The organism is Pseudomonas sp. NPDC098747, from assembly GCF_044760045.1.
Taxonomy (GTDB): domain Bacteria; phylum Pseudomonadota; class Gammaproteobacteria; order Pseudomonadales; family Pseudomonadaceae; genus Aquipseudomonas.
Window position 1 is genome coordinate 54,128 of the sequence record NZ_JBIWAL010000017.1, and the last position, 14,339, is coordinate 68,466.

Annotated in this window: 17 protein-coding genes; 8 read left to right on the forward strand and 9 right to left on the reverse strand. The window is 57.6% G+C overall.

Annotated features, from left to right (window positions below; translation table 11 throughout):
* Window positions 1-27: 27 nt before the first annotated feature.
* On the forward strand, window positions 28-312 hold the full coding sequence (locus ACIQVE_RS13045; protein WP_003183665.1) for a pyrimidine/purine nucleoside phosphorylase: 285 nt from the start codon (window positions 28-30) through the stop codon (window positions 310-312).
* A 72-nt stretch (window positions 313-384) separates the two neighbouring features.
* Here ACIQVE_RS13045 and ACIQVE_RS13050 read toward each other — a convergent pair whose 3' ends face one another.
* On the reverse strand, window positions 385-1,191 hold the full coding sequence (locus ACIQVE_RS13050) for an MOSC domain-containing protein (RefSeq protein WP_402808715.1): 807 nt from the start codon (window positions 1,189-1,191) through the stop codon (window positions 385-387).
* Between the two features lie 111 nt (window positions 1,192-1,302).
* Window positions 1,303-2,238, reverse strand: a complete 936-nt coding sequence (locus ACIQVE_RS13055) for a chemotaxis protein CheV (RefSeq protein ID WP_402808718.1) — start codon at window positions 2,236-2,238, stop codon at window positions 1,303-1,305.
* A 453-nt stretch (window positions 2,239-2,691) separates the two neighbouring features.
* Between ACIQVE_RS13055 and ACIQVE_RS13060 the strand changes: the two genes are divergently transcribed.
* From ACIQVE_RS13060 to ACIQVE_RS13070, 3 genes are all read left to right on the forward strand, one after another.
* The gene (locus tag ACIQVE_RS13060) at window positions 2,692-3,162 is read left to right on the forward strand and encodes a hypothetical protein (RefSeq protein WP_402808721.1); all 471 of its coding nucleotides are present in this window, start codon (window positions 2,692-2,694) and stop codon (window positions 3,160-3,162) included.
* Between the two features lie 486 nt (window positions 3,163-3,648).
* Entirely contained in the window at window positions 3,649-4,542 is an 894-nt protein-coding gene (locus ACIQVE_RS13065) for a sensor histidine kinase (RefSeq protein ID WP_402808834.1), read from the forward strand.
* A complete protein-coding gene (locus ACIQVE_RS13070) occupies window positions 4,539-5,198 on the forward strand; it encodes a response regulator (RefSeq protein ID WP_402808724.1) in 660 nt (219 codons plus the stop codon). The genes ACIQVE_RS13065 and ACIQVE_RS13070 overlap by 4 nt, the downstream gene beginning before the upstream one ends.
* Here ACIQVE_RS13070 and yegS read toward each other — a convergent pair.
* Entirely contained in the window at window positions 5,182-6,099 is a 918-nt protein-coding gene (gene yegS / locus ACIQVE_RS13075) for a lipid kinase YegS (RefSeq protein WP_402808727.1), read from the reverse strand. The genes ACIQVE_RS13070 and yegS overlap by 17 nt on opposite strands.
* 308 nt (window positions 6,100-6,407) lie before the next feature.
* Here yegS and ACIQVE_RS13080 point away from each other — a divergent pair, with 308 nt between their 5' ends.
* Complete coding sequence (locus ACIQVE_RS13080; protein ID WP_402808837.1) at window positions 6,408-6,707, forward strand: hypothetical protein; 300 nt, start codon at window positions 6,408-6,410, stop codon at window positions 6,705-6,707.
* A gap of 61 nt (window positions 6,708-6,768) precedes the next feature.
* Here the strand turns inward: ACIQVE_RS13080 and glp are convergent, their stop codons facing one another.
* Together glp and moaB are read right to left on the reverse strand one after the other, a co-directional pair.
* Window positions 6,769-7,995, reverse strand: coding sequence for a gephyrin-like molybdotransferase Glp (gene glp / locus ACIQVE_RS13085; protein WP_402808730.1), 1,227 nt, complete (start codon window positions 7,993-7,995; stop codon window positions 6,769-6,771).
* Window positions 7,979-8,518, reverse strand: a complete 540-nt coding sequence (gene moaB / locus ACIQVE_RS13090; protein ID WP_402808733.1) for a molybdenum cofactor biosynthesis protein B — start codon at window positions 8,516-8,518, stop codon at window positions 7,979-7,981. Before moaB ends, glp begins: the two co-directional genes overlap by 17 nt.
* Window positions 8,519-8,599: 81 nt before the next feature.
* On the opposite strand from moaB, the gene mobA reads away from it, so the two are divergent.
* Complete coding sequence (gene mobA / locus ACIQVE_RS13095) at window positions 8,600-9,202, forward strand: molybdenum cofactor guanylyltransferase MobA (RefSeq protein WP_402808736.1); 603 nt, start codon at window positions 8,600-8,602, stop codon at window positions 9,200-9,202.
* Window positions 9,203-9,280: 78 nt separating this feature from the next.
* Window positions 9,281-9,502: a YgdI/YgdR family lipoprotein gene (locus tag ACIQVE_RS13100; RefSeq protein WP_016770600.1), complete on the forward strand. Its 222-nt coding sequence runs from the start codon at window positions 9,281-9,283 to the stop codon at window positions 9,500-9,502.
* A gap of 81 nt (window positions 9,503-9,583) precedes the next feature.
* On the opposite strand, the gene ACIQVE_RS13105 is transcribed toward ACIQVE_RS13100, so the two are convergent.
* The 3 genes from ACIQVE_RS13105 to ACIQVE_RS13115 all read right to left on the reverse strand — a co-directional run bounded on the left by ACIQVE_RS13105 (window position 9,584) and on the right by ACIQVE_RS13115 (window position 11,212).
* Window positions 9,584-10,474, reverse strand: coding sequence for a pseudouridine synthase (locus ACIQVE_RS13105; protein WP_402808739.1), 891 nt, complete (start codon window positions 10,472-10,474; stop codon window positions 9,584-9,586).
* A 71-nt stretch (window positions 10,475-10,545) separates the two neighbouring features.
* Window positions 10,546-10,863 carry a transcriptional regulator gene (locus tag ACIQVE_RS13110; protein WP_402808742.1) on the reverse strand — a complete coding sequence of 106 codons (318 nt, stop codon included), beginning with the start codon at window positions 10,861-10,863 and terminating at the stop codon, window positions 10,546-10,548.
* A gap of 112 nt (window positions 10,864-10,975) precedes the next feature.
* Complete coding sequence (locus ACIQVE_RS13115; RefSeq protein WP_402808745.1) at window positions 10,976-11,212, reverse strand: glutaredoxin family protein; 237 nt, start codon at window positions 11,210-11,212, stop codon at window positions 10,976-10,978.
* A gap of 207 nt (window positions 11,213-11,419) precedes the next feature.
* On the opposite strand from ACIQVE_RS13115, the gene ACIQVE_RS13120 reads away from it, so the two are divergent.
* Window positions 11,420-13,132, forward strand: a complete 1,713-nt coding sequence (locus ACIQVE_RS13120; protein WP_402808748.1) for a cation:proton antiporter — start codon at window positions 11,420-11,422, stop codon at window positions 13,130-13,132.
* Here the strand turns inward: ACIQVE_RS13120 and ACIQVE_RS13125 are convergent.
* Complete coding sequence (locus ACIQVE_RS13125) at window positions 13,129-14,337, reverse strand: ammonium transporter (RefSeq protein ID WP_402808749.1); 1,209 nt, start codon at window positions 14,335-14,337, stop codon at window positions 13,129-13,131. The genes ACIQVE_RS13120 and ACIQVE_RS13125 overlap by 4 nt on opposite strands.
* Window positions 14,338-14,339: the final 2 nt, after the last annotated feature.

Here is a 14,339-nt window from a genome sequence, read left to right on the forward strand (position 1 = left end):
TTTTCAGCCCTTTTCAAGGAATCGCCCATGTTTAAAGTCAACGAGTACTTCGACGGCACCGTCAAGTCGATCGCCTTTGGCACCGCTGAAGGTCCGGCGACCATCGGCGTCATGGCCCCGGGCGAATACGAATTCGGCACTGCCCAGCGTGAAATCATGCACGTGGTTTCGGGTGCACTGACGGTCAAACTGCCGGACAGCACCGATTGGGAAACCTTCGCCGCCGGCAGCCAGTTCAACGTACCGGCCAACAGCAAGTTCCAGCTGAAAGTCGCCGTCGACACCGCTTACCTGTGCGAATACCGCGGCTAAACCGCTGGTTTCGAAGCGCCAATAAAAATGCCCGTGTCCAAGGACACGGGCATTTTTTGATTCAGTGACGGGTTACTCGAGAATCTCCACCGGCATGCCGACCTCAAGTCGACCGTTGCTGTCATTCACCAGGTTCTGCCCGAACATCGCCCCGTCGGCATGCGCGCGGGTCTTTTGCAACGTCGCCAGCGGTTCGCGATCAGCACTGCGCTCGCCGGTTTGCGGGTCGATGGTGGTGAGGATGCAGCGCGAGCACGATTTGACCACCCGGAACTCGACGTCGCCAATGCGGATCCGTTTCCACTCATCCTCGGCATACGCCGCACTGCCTTCGATCACCAGGTTCGGCCGGAACCGCAGCATCTCCAGCGGCCGCCCGACCTCCTGCGACAAATGCTGCAGCGATGCCTCACCGATCAGTAACAACGGAAAACCATCGGCGAACGCGACTTTATCGTCATCCTTGCCAAAACCTGCCTGAGTCATACGCGCGCGATCCAGCGGCACTTGCACCAGACGGGTCGGTTTACCGATGAACTCACTGACCCATTTCGCTGCTTCGTCACCCGCATCCGGGACCCGCAAGGTGTCGCGCCAAATGGTCACGCCGCGCAGTTCGGCGTCGTTCCCGGGCAAATCAATTTCAATCGAGGCAAGCTCAGGCGCACTCAGGGTCAAGCCGCCCAGGGCGTTCCACAGCGCCGATAGCTGGCTCATTCTCGCTTCCGCGCGCTGGGTCAGGAACCGGCCGCTGGCTTCGTCCACCAGCATCCAGCGTCGATCGCCATCAAGCCCCAGCTTGTCCAGGTCGGTCCCTTGCAGAACCTCGCCCTTGCCGGATTTCAACGGATAACGATAAAGCGCGCTCAGACGCAGCATGGCCAGCTCCCTGGTAGGCAAAAAACGCCACCCTATACGAGCTTGCGTATGGAATCAAAGAGCAAACTGAGGGAGCGAGCCTGCTCGCTCCCTCAGGTGAATCGATTTGAATCAGGCCGGTACTTCGTCGAGCATCAGACGCTGGCGCACGACGTCGACCAGTTTGTCCGGCTGGAATTTGGAGAGGAAGTTGTCGCAGCCGACTTTCTTCACCATCGAGTCGTTGAAACTGCCAGACAGCGAGGTGTGCAACACCACGTATAAACCGCGCAAGCGTGGGTCATTGCGTATTTCGGTGGTCAGGCGATAGCCGTCCATTTCCGGCATTTCTGCGTCGGTGAACACCATCAGCAGTTTGTCGGTCATGTTCACGCCGGTGTCGGCCCAGGCTTTGAGCATGTTCAGCGCTTTCAAGCCGTCGCTGGCAATGTGCATTTTCACGCCGAGCTGGCCAAGGGTGTCACGCAACTGCGAGAGCGCCACGTTGGAGTCGTCCACCAACAAAACTTCGCGGCCACGGGCGCGCTCCAGCACCGGATCTTCGAGCTTTTCGCGCGAGACCTTGGCGTTGTACGGAACGATCTCGGCGAGCACTTTCTCGACGTCGATGATTTCCACCAGTTGATCGTCGACCTTGCTGATCGCCGTCAGGTAGTGCTGACGGCCGGCGCTGGCCGGTGGCGGCAGAATCGCTTCCCAGTTCATGTTGACGATGCGGTCTACACCACCGACGAGGAAGGCCTGCACCGAGCGGTTGTATTCGGTAACGATGATGGTGCTCGTAGGGCTCGGCACCAATGGCCGCATGCCGATCGCTTGCGAAAGATCGATCACTGGCAACGTCTGTCCGCGCAGGTTGACTACACCGCAGACAAACGGGTGACGCTGAGGCATCAGGGTCAGCTTCGGCAGTTGCAGCACTTCCTGCACCTTGAACACGTTGATCGCGAACAGCTGACGCCCGGCCAGTCGAAACATGAGAATTTCCAGGCGATTCTCACCCACCAGTTGCGTGCGTTGGTCTACCGTGTCGAGAATGCCGGCCATCAATGACTCCTGGGCTTGTTCTGATGAATTCACTAAGAGGGTTTATCGGCTGCAAATGCCGAATCTTGATCCCCGTAGAAATCGAATTCAAAATGCCATAACCGGGCATTGATGTCACATTAACATCATGCTTTACTGGCGCCGTGTTCTTCATCAGCTAAAGTCTTTGCGGCGCGACCTCGGTTTGCACGTTAGGTTCCCGCGCCTAAGGGATTCCCCTAGTATCAATCAGGCCCAACCTGATATTCGCAGTATCCAATAGCCATTAATGTGACGCCATTCTCATTGCATGAACGGAGTCAGGCTATTGTGTGCGATCGCAGTTCAGCGGAAACAAACCCTCTGGAACCTCTCAGTCTGTGCTCCTGCACGTCTGGGCGCGATCTCCCGACGATTCACGATCGTCGTCACACACGGCATCCCCTCAGTAGACATGACGTTGTGGAGATAAGCATGCCGATCGACCGTAAAGAGTGGGCGCAACGCTTCCCCGAATTTCTTGTCGAGGCTGAAACGCTCCTGGCCAAGTCCGAAGAATGCCTCAGCCATCTGCAGATAATCAGCAACGATAAAGACGCTATCGATTGCATGCTCAGCACCCTCCTCAAACTCGCAAGCAGGGCTGAAGCCCTGGCGCTTGAGGCGATTTCCGAGTTCTCCCTGCACATCTACGGCCTTCTCAACCTGGCGCAAGATCACGTGGATCTGCACGAACAGGCCCTTGATGCGCTGAAGGAGTGCTTCACACTGATGGCCTGGCAACTTGAACTGGTCGACCATAAAACCGGGCTACTGAGCCTCGATGAAACCGAACAGACCTCGCTGCTCGAGGCGCTTGCCTCTCAGGTCGGACAAACCCAGTTTCAACCAGCGCTGAAAACCAGACGCTTGCCATTGCTGAGTTTCTCGGAACGACAGGCCTGATTCGGCGTGGCGGCCGACAGGTGAGGTCGCCGGACTTCACCGTCAATGTCGCAATTGAATAGTTCGTACCTGCCAGCGACAAATCGAAATAAATAATTACACCTGACAACAGCGGACATCTTCATCCGAGCTAAGGGTTTGCCTGTGCCTGAAGACTTCAACTTCTGGCAATGCAGATATCAATCGAACACAATAAATCGATATTTCCGTTAAGGAACTCGCGTCCAATATGACGCATTTCCTGACCCATTGGGCATATATAGCAAACGCGACCAACGGTATCTTAAGTGGTATTATGCCGCCCACTAATTGCTTTGAAGTTAATGGCACAGTGATTCCAGCGACAGGCATCCACCGAAGTTGGCTGACATATACATTCACTGAACCGCGTTGAAATCCATAACATTATTGACACCCTTTACAGACAGAGACCCGCCAGCCACCGGCCGGTCTACCCGCAGCGAACATCCATTGGCTCCATCCGTTATGTACGCCAGTCTCAAGTCAATCACTACATGGCCACCCTCCCGAGAAAACGCGCGCCGGTTCACACTCATACTGTGCGTCGCTGCCGCACTTGGCAGCCTGCTGACCTATGGATTTTCCGCGCAACTTGGCTTGGGACTGCTGCTGCTGAACATTGCCGCCACCGCCTGTGTCTGGGTGCAATATCGGCTGTCACGCAAATCGATCAAATTCCAGCCACAGGAACTTGCTGACCGTCTGCTGGAAGTCCAGGAAAACGAGCGTCACCGCCTCAGCCGCGAACTGCACGACGATATCGGCCAATTGCTGACCGCCGCCAAGCTGCAAAGCGACTGGCTCAAACGACGAATGCCAGAAGATCTGCAGGAACACTGCACCACACTTTGCGAAACCCTTGAAGAAACGCTCAACAAAGTGCGCGACGTTTCGGCCATTCTCAATCCCCGCCAGTTGACCAGCCTCGGTCTTGAGGCCAGCCTGCGAGCGCATCTGCTCAAGACATTGACCAACACCAACGTGAACTGGAGTCTCGATTGCCAGCAGCGCCTGAATGGCATCCCGGAAGAAATGGCGGTCGCCGCTTTTCGCATCACCCAGGAAGCCGTAACCAATATTTTGCGTCATGCACAGGCGAAAAACCTGCTGATACGCGTGCAGCGCCTGCCCAAAGGTCTGACATTGCTGATCAGCGATGACGGTCTGGGATTTGCCCCGGCCGCCAATCCGGGTCGTGAAGGACAGCGGGGCATGGCCGGTATGGCCGAACGGATCGAGCAATTGGGTGGCACCCTGAGCGTTATCAGTGAGCCGGGCAAAGGCACTCAAATCGAAGCACTTTTCCCCTGGGCGCCGCGCGCACTCGAGCGGGCCAGTTCGAATAAGGTTATGCGTTGACTTGTAACTTACTTCTGGTGGATGACCACTCGCTGATCAGGGCCGGCGTGCGCGCTCTGGTGCTGGATATTCCCGGTTACGCGGTTATTGGCGAAGCCAATGATGGCTCGCAGCTGCTCGAAATGGTCGAGCAGCTCAGCCCCGATATCGTGCTGCTGGATATTTCCATGAAGCAAACAGGCGGCCTGGAAGCCCTGCAACGACTCAAGCGGGTGCGGCCACAGAGCAAGGTGCTGATTCTATCGATGCACACCGATCCCGCATTGATCATGCAGGCGCTGGAGTCCGGCGCCCACGGCTATCTGCTCAAAGACACCACGGCCACCGAACTCGAACACGCGCTGGAAGCCTTGCGCAACAACGAGCGTTACTTGAGCCCGGCCATCGCCCACACCGTGATCAACCAGGCGCTGACCCGTAATCAGAAGCAGCAGCCGGAAATTGCCGACTCACACAACCTGACTGCTCGCCAACTGGAAATCCTGCGCTTGATCGTCCGTGGAAAATCCACGCGGGAAATTGCCAATGGCCTGGGCTTGAGCATCAAGACTGTCGAAACCCACCGCTCGCAGATCATGAAGCGTCTGCAAATCTACGATGTGGCGGGCCTGGTGCTGTTCGCCGTGCGCGAACAGATCATCAGTCTGGACGATTGACTGCCAGATTGACGGTCAATAGCGGCGAGTCCTTCGGCAGGTGTATCTGCAACGCCGCTGGCCGCGCCTCGAACCGCATACTGTCGCCCTCCAGCGGCTCGCCATCAAGGTTGATGTAAAGCCCCTCAGCCACTTTGATCTCGACCCAAGGCAATCGGGTTCGGACAAACATGCTATCGATGCCGAATCCATCGCTGAGCAGGCTCTTCAATGTGCCCACCAGCTCCTGTGGCGCGGGCAAGATGCTGATATCCAGCAATCCGTCATCCGCCAGCGCCTGCGGGCACAACACATGCCCGCCGCCAGCCTGGCGACCATTGCCGATGCCCAATGCCAGCAGCTCACCACTCCAATGGAAATCCGGCCCCTGCAGCTCGCCATAAGCGGCGTGCAGCTCGCTGAACCGAGACAACCCGGTGAACAGATAGGCCGCCCCGCCCAGTACCTTTTTCAGATCCTCTGAAGTATTGGCCGTGACCTGACTGCCGAAACCGCCGGTGGCCATGTTGAGGAAAATCTGCCCACCCACTTCACCCAGATCAATGTCACACGGCGGTACATCAAGGAGATCGAGCGCCTCGGCAGGCTCCAGCGGGACACCCGCCGCGCGGGAAAAATCGTTAGCGGTACCCAAAGGCAAAAGGACAAGACTGGCTTTCCCTGGCTGGGCCGCAAGGGCTTCAGCGATGTCACGCAATGTACCGTCGCCGCCGCCGGCGATAATTTTCGTGTACCCGTCCGCCAACGCTTGCTCTACCCAGCGCTGGGCATCCCCCGCTTCCCAGGTCAGGCGCACCGCCAGCTCCCAGCCTTGCTCGCGCTTGTCCTCAACCGCGGTGCGCACCGCCTCGTTGAGTGCCTGCTTGCCATGCAGAATCAAAAGTGCCCGGCGTTCACTCATAGCGTCACTCCCTGAATTGAATCGGTTGAAACATCTTGACCACCGTGGCGCGCAAAAAAGCCCAAAGAATCACAAATAATTCCATCGCCTGGCTGAGGAGTCCTACACAGCGGTATTTTTTCTTACAAAACATGAGGAATCGGCTTAATTGACCCGGTATGACAGTTGGTTCACCGTGTGCTCGCGGTATCAATCATCAATCTGACAACACAAGGATGTGCATGTAATGAGAGGTTACTCACCAAAGGGTTTCAAGTGTTCGAAACAGGGCAAAGGTTGCATGTTTGAAACAGCAGATGGATATTTCCATGCCAAGCCATGAAGCCAGAATGCCAGTAAATCCGATCGCTCCCCTCACCAAATGTCGCGCGAATCACAAGTCCGAATTCAAGAAGACCACAGGAGAAGTTGATATGGAACCTCGTGTGACCGAACTGGAAACCCACCTCAAATATATTCGACGGGACATGGACGAAGTCCGCAGTGACGTCAGAACCATCAAACACCGCGTGGCCTACGCGGCGGGTGCAACAACCGTGGTGCTGGGTCTGCTGGGTTGGGTGGCCAATAGCCGATTCGACCAGTTGGTAACACTGATAAGCCATTGACCGACTGAAACTTTGCAGGCACCGGCTGGATCAGCCCATGCCTGCATTTGCGAGACAGGATTCAGCCCAGGAGATCACTTAGCGGAATGAAGCCGACCTCGTCTCCTTCGAGCAGAGTACGACCCTCCAGCACTTCCACTAATCCGTCTGCCCACGCGGCGCTACGCAGCACACCGGAGCTCTGATTGCGATAGATGGTCGCCCGCCCTTGCTCAAGACGGCCCCGCAGGTATTCACGCCGGTTGCCGGCGACAGGCCAGACAAACCCAGCAGGCACCGCAAACTTCAGCGGCTCGACGTCCTGCACACCCTGACGGCGCAACAGGTAAGGCCGAGTCAGCAACGCAAACGTCACCAAAGTCGAAGCGGGATTGCCGGGTAAGCCAATCACCGGCACGTTGCGGAAGTGGCCGAATGTCAGTGGCTTTCCAGGCTTGATCGCCAGTTTCCAAAGGGCCAGCTCCCCCTCTTCTCGCAAGGCAATACCGAGGAAATCAGCTTCACCCACCGAAACGCCACCGGTGGAAAGAATCAGATCAACATCCTGCAACTCGCCCAAGCGGGTACGGGTGGTGTCAAGATCATCCGGAAGAATACCGGCGTCGATCACTTTGCAGCCCAAACGCTGCAACCAGCTGCACAGCACCATGCGATTGCTGTTGTATATCTGCCCCGGCCCCAGTGTCTGCCCAGGCTCGATCAATTCGTCACCGGTGGAAATCACCGCCACGCGAACCTTGCGCACAACCTTGACGCTGGCACAGCCCAGCGACGCAATCAAACCCTGCTCTATCGGGCCAAGCCGGGTACCGGCCGGTAAAACCAACTCGCCGACCGTGGTTTCCTGGCCTTGCGGGCGAATGTTCTGCCCGATCTTCATCGATTCGAGGAAGCGCACGCTGCCATCGTCCTGAACCTCGGCGTTTTCCTGCATTTCTACGCAATCGGCGCCCGGAGGTACTGGTGCTCCAGTGAAAATCCGCGCACACGTACCGGGTTTCAGGACTTGCGGGGATTGCCCGGCGAACACCTTTTGACTGACCGGCATGGCTTCGCCCGTCCAGTCGGCCAGGTTCAGGGCATAACCATCCATGGCGCTATTAGGCCAGGGTGGTAAATCCAGGGTCGAGATGAGGTCTTCGGCCAGCACTCGACCCTCGACCTGCGCCAGCGGCAAATATTCTTGCTCGGCAATCGGCGACGCCTCGGCCATTTCCAGCAGACGCGCCAGCGCCACCTCGACGGGCATCAACGCGCCCGTCTTGCCCGGCTTACCCACGGGATTCACAAGACGCGGCCTGCTTAAGATGAGGGACGAAATTGCACGGGCGGTGACGAGCGTCCAGCTGCTCAGCGAGAATGCCATCCCAACCCGTACGCACGGCGTTGGTCGAGCCCGGCAGACAGCAAACCAGCGTGCCGTTGGCCAGACCGGCCAGCGCACGGGACTGCACGGTCGAGGTACCAATATCGGCCACCGATATTTGCCGGAACAACTCGCCAAACCCATCCACTTGCTTGTCGAGCAGGCACGCCACGGCTTCCGGTGTACTGTCGCGGCCGGTGAAACCGGTGCCACCGGTAATCAGCACAACCTGCACAACATCGTCGGCGATCCAGTTAGCGACTTGCGCGCGAATTTTGTAGAGGTCATCTTTAAGCAGGACTCGCGCCGCCAGATTGTGTCCGGCCGCTGCCAGGCGGTCGACAAAGACCTGGCCTGAGGTGTCGGTTTCCAGGGTACGGGTATCACTGACAGTCAGCACCGCAATATTAAGCGGCACGAAAGGTACATCAGCCTTGGCTTTCATAGGCTCGTCCAGTTGTAGGAGAAACGGCCCGGTGTTATATCACAGCGCCCTGTTTTTTCGCCGCCCCTGTGGAGAGCTGTCATGACCTTTGATACGCAACTGCCGCCCTGCTCCATTCTGCTCCTGGCGGGCGGGCGCGGCCAACGCATGGGCGGTCAGGACAAAGGATTGGTGGAGTGGCAGGGCGAACCGCTGATCGCGCATCTGCAGCGCAAGACGCGTCCGCTGACCGATAACCTGATCATCTCCTGCAACCGCAATCGCGAGCGTTACGCGCCGCTTGCCGATCAATTGGTGGAGGATGACGAAGGCGCCTTTCCGGGGCCGTTGGCTGGTATTCGAGCAGGCCTGAAAGCCGCACGACATTCGCACTTGCTGGTACTGCCTTGCGATGTCCCGCGGATCGACGATGCGTTACTCCAAAGCATGCGTGAATCCGCCAATCAGAATCCTGAAAAACCTTTAATGTTGTGGCATGACGAGCATTGGGAACCCCTGTTGTGTGTGATTCCGGTAGCCCTTTTACCGGCATTCGAAAACGCCTGGAACGCCGGAGAACGTAGCCCCGGCCGGGTCATGCGCAGCCTCGGCGCCATTGCGCTGGAATGTCCCGACAACGACCCGCGACTGGCCAACCTCAACACCCCCGAACTGTTAAGTTCTCACAACACTGTGTCAGACTGACACTATTCAAGGAACTCTCACGCCTTGTATACGTCTCAAGCTCAGTAACCAAAAGTATTCCCATTCGGAGACACACTCATGACTCAACGGACCCTCGCCACTTTCATGCTCGCACTGGGCCTTGCTACCCTCGCCGGTTGCTCGTCGCCTACAGTGATCACCTTGAATGACGGTCGCGAAATCCAGGCCGTCGACACCCCGAAATACGATGACGATTCGGGCTTCTACGAGTTCCAGCAACTGGACGGCAAAGAAACACGCATCAACAAGGATCAGGTTCGTACCGTTAAAGAGCTGTAAGCTCAACGTCGACACCGGATACAGAAAAGCCCGCATTGATATGCGGGCTTTTTCATGGGCGCTCGAAAAGTTGCAACGACGTCACCACTGCAAAGTGATGCGACTTTCGAACTCGCGGGCCTCACCGGTTACCGGATCGATAAAACGCAACCCTTGCGCCAGAAGCTTCAACGGATGGGCGTAGTCATCCTCAACGTCCTTAAGTGCATCAGGGTAGAACGGGTCATTGCAGATACTCGCTCCCAGCGCGGTCATGTGTACCCGAAGCTGATGTTTCTTGCCGGTCACCGGATACAGGCCATAGCGCCAGAGATCACCGTTCTTTTCCCGCACCTCTACAGCCGTCTCGGTGTTGCTGACACCGGGCCCTTCCTGCATACGGAAAAACGGCTCTCCATCGACCAGACGACTTTTGTGCACCAAGGGAAAATCGAGTCCAGGCAATGCCGGCGCAATGGCTTCGTAGCGCTTGTCGATCTGTCGCGTTGGAAACAGCGCCTGATAGGCGGAACGGGTTTGCGGGTTGGCAGAGAAAATCACCAGCCCCGCCGTATGCCGGTCGATCCGGTGCAGGGGCACCAGATGAGGATTATCCAGACGCCGGATCAGCCTGCGCAACAAGGTCTGCTCGACGTACTCGCCGGCCGGCGTCACTGGCAGAAAATGCGGTTTGTCAGCAACCACCAGATGCTCATCGGCATAGAGAATCGACTCGAGCACCGGGATCGGTTTTTCGTCCGGCACTTCGCGAAAGTAGTGAATCCGCAGCCCTTCCTTGTAGGGCAAATCCAATGCAATCGGCTGACCGTGACCGTCCAGCACCCGTCCCCGAGCGATCCGGTCAAGCCACTGCTCGCGTCCAATGGCGCTGAAATGCTCGCACAAGCAATCGAGTACGGTCAGCCAAGCGCCGGGCGGCAAATAAAGCGTGCTGGCCTGATTCTGTGCAGCGGAAAATGTTGATGTGGACATACGAAAATTCGAACCCTCAAGGCAGGCCGGCATTATCCAACACTGAAGGAAACGAACCTAGCGCAGAATCCTCAGGCCGTAATCGATTTGAGCGCCGCCGCGTCGGTAAACTCCTTGAGCCAGCGCAACACGTCGACAGCTTCCCAACGACCCGGGTCATACAAGGCGTACATCAGCCCCTGATACCCGACCACGTCCAGTTGCTTGTGGTAACCGGCGCGCTGAAACAAAGCTTCGATCTCGGCGAAGCACGTATTGAAATGCAGCTTGTTGAATGGCGTCTTGCCTTCCGTGACCAGTCCGTCCAGGCGCAATTCGAGAACGGCCTCACGCATCACGTCAACCGACATCCGGTTCACGCTGTTCTTCAACTGTTCGACATTGACCACGGTTCGTCCCTCTGACTCAATTACTGTATGAACATACAGTAACCGAATAAGCCGGGAAGTGCCAAGGGCTGGATTTGCGCTGGCGACCAGCGGGGTGGCGCACGGAAACAGGCTAACTCAGGAAATTCACAACCTCATCGGCACTGAATGGCCAGCCCAGTTCCGCCCCTGTGTCGACTCGCCGCAGCACAGGAATTCGCAGGCTATAAGCCTCAAACCAGGATTCGTCTTCAGCGATGTCTACCAACTCTACCAGCAGGCCGCGCTCGACAAACTCCATCAGCATGGCTTCAGCGACTTCGCACAGATGACACCCCAGGGTGCCGAACAGCTGACATTCAGGAGGCATGATTGCTCAACCACAAATTAATCCACCTATTCTAGGCCGCTCCTGAAAACCCGTCGAGCCACCGCCGCTCAAAGGCTAGAGCTCATGTGCAACGGCTCGCACGCAAAACCCTGATGCAAATCAGCCCGCCCAAAAGCCAATTGCGCGATGCTCACGGTCTTTTTGCTTCTACGCTTGAGAAGCCAGAGCCTGACCTCGGAGTGTCTAGTGTTTGCCAACCTGTTGATCATCCTCGCCTCGTCCCTCGTGGTGATTGCCCTATTCCGTCGCCTGCGGCTGCCACCGGTTTTGGGCTACCTGTGCGTGGGATTGCTGGTCGGGCCGAGTGCATTCGATTGGGTCAATGAAAGTGAACATCTGCCCGACGTGGCGGAACTGGGTGTGGTGTTTCTGTTGTTTTCACTGGGCCTGGAGTTTTCCCTGTCGAAGATGATCGCCCTGCGCCAGGTGGTGTTCCGACTTGGCAGCCAGCAAGTGTTGATCAGCACGGCGCTGTTGGGGGCGTTATTGATGCTGTTGGGCATGCCGATAACGCCTGCGTTGCTGCTCGGTGCCGGCCTTGCGTTGTCCTCCACGGCGATCGTGACGAAGGAATTGGGCAGCCTCGGCGAGGTGTTCAGCAGTCACGGGCAAAATGCGGTCGGCGTCTTGCTGTTTCAGGATGTGGTTGCAGTATTGCTGCTGACCTTGGTGCCAGTGTTCGCCGGCAGCAGTGACCAGGCCTGGTACTGGGCATTGCCGCTGACCTTGGCGAAAACCGTGGTGCTGTTTGTCGGTCTGCTGCTAGCCAGTCGTTGGTTGCTGCCTCAGCTGTTCCATGAAGTCGCTGCTTCACGATCGGCAGAATTGTTTGTGCTGTTGGCGCTAGTGATTGTGCTGCTGACTGCATGGCTGACTCACTTGCTCGGTCTATCCCCCGCACTCGGTGCTTTTCTGGCCGGCATGCTGCTCGGTGAAAGCCATTACCGGCATCAGATCGAAGCCGATATCCGGCCCTTCCGCGACATTCTGCTCGGGGTGTTTTTTGTCAGCATCGGCATGCTGATCGACCTGCAATTGTTCGTCAGCGACGGCCTGCTGATCCTCGGCCTGACCCTCGGTTTGATGATCATAAAAGGCATCGTTGTGGCGTTGCTGGTGAAGTGGCGCGGCAATGACAGTGAAACCGCCTGGCGCAGTGGCCTGACCTTAGCGCAGGGCGGCGAATTCTGCTTCGCGCTGATGGCACAGATGCAACAGAACAGCATGCTGCCCGAACGGCTTGGCGCCTTGCTGCTTGCAACGACGTTCTGCTCGATGCTGCTGACCCCCATCCTGTTACGCGCAGCCCCCCGCATCGCCACGACCCTGCACCGTAAACCCAACGAGGAGGCGCAGATCGAGCAAATCAGCGCGCTCAACGCCGACCTCGACCAGCATGTGGTGATTTGCGGATACGGACGTGTAGGCCAATCCATTGGCCGCTTCATGCGTAACGCAAATCAGCGTTACATCGCTTTGGACAATGACCCGGTGCGGGTACAGGAAGCCGCCACCGAAGAAAGTGACGTGCATTACGGCGACTCATCACGCGGTGATTTGCTTACCGCCGTCGGCCTGCTACGCGCAAGACTGCTGGTGATTGCTGTGGATCAAACCGACGTTGCCCTGCGCATTCTCAAGGAGGCACGACGCCTCAATGATCAAATACCGATCCTGGTACGCACCCGCGACGACAGCCAATTGGCCGAACTCAAAGCCGCCGGCGCTACTGAAGTGGTGCCGGAGCTGTTGGAATCCAGCCTGATGCTCGGCTCTCACGCCTTGATCATGCTCGGCTTGTCGGCGCGACAAGTACAAGAGAAAGCCGATCAAGTGCGAAGAGACCGTTATCGTCTACTGCACGGCTTTTATTCCGGAGCCAATGATGAAGAGACCTAATCCTGGCTCACCGCGCCGATCTTGTGCACTGACAGGTCGGCGCCGTAATACTCTTGTTCCTGACTCAGGCGCAGCCCATGCAGCGCCTTGATCACGCCGTAAACGACAAAGCCACCGATCAACGCCACCGCCACGCCGAGCGCGGTGCCGATCAACTGGCTGATCAGGCTGACGCCGCCGAGACCACCGAGCGCGATCTGGCCGAAAATCCCGCAGGCAATCCCGCCCCACACGCCGCACAGACCGTGCAACGGCCACACGCCCAGTACATCGTCGATGCGCCATTTGACCTGCGCCGCCGTGAAGCACCAGACAAAAAGAGTGCCGGCGATGGCCCCGGTCACCAGCGCGCCGACCGGATGCATCAGATCGGAACCCGCACAGATTGCCACCAATCCGGCCAACGGGCCGTTATGCAGAAAGCCCGGGTCGTTGCGTCCGACGATCAATGCCGCCATGGTCCCGCCGACCATCGCCATCAACGAGTTGACCGCCACCAGGCCGCTGACGCCTTGCAAGGTCTGTGCGCTCATCACGTTGAAGCCGAACCAGCCGACAATCAGAATCCACGAGCCCAATGCCAGAAACGGAATGCTCGATGGCGCGAAGGCCACCAGTCGCCCGTCACGATAACGGCCGTTGCGCGGGCCCAGCAACAGCACCGCCGCCAGCGCCAGCCAACCGCCCATGGCGTGCACCACCACGGAACCGGCAAAATCATGAAACGCCGCACCGAACTGCGCCGTCAGCCAGGCTTGCAGGCCATAGTTACCGTTCCAGATCATCCCTTCGAAAAACGGATAGATGAACGCGACGATCAGCGCCGTGGCGCACAACTGCGGAACGAAGCGCGCCCGTTCGGCAATGCCGCCGGAGATAATCGCCGGAATCGCCGCAGCAAAGGTCAGCAGGAAGAAAAACTTCACCAGCCCATAACCATGATCGGCAGTCAGCACAGCCGCCGGCTGCATGAATGTCACGCCGTAAGAGATCCAGTAACCTATAAAGAAATAGGCCAGTGTGGAGACAGCGAAATCGCTGAGGATTTTCGACAGCGCGTTGACCTGGTTTTTCTGGCGCACCGTACCGACTTCCAGAAAGGCGAAGCCGGCATGCATTGCCAGCACCATCACCGCACCGATCAAAATGAACAACGTATTGGAGCTGTGAACCAACGTCTCCACAGCGCTTTGCAGATTTTCCATAA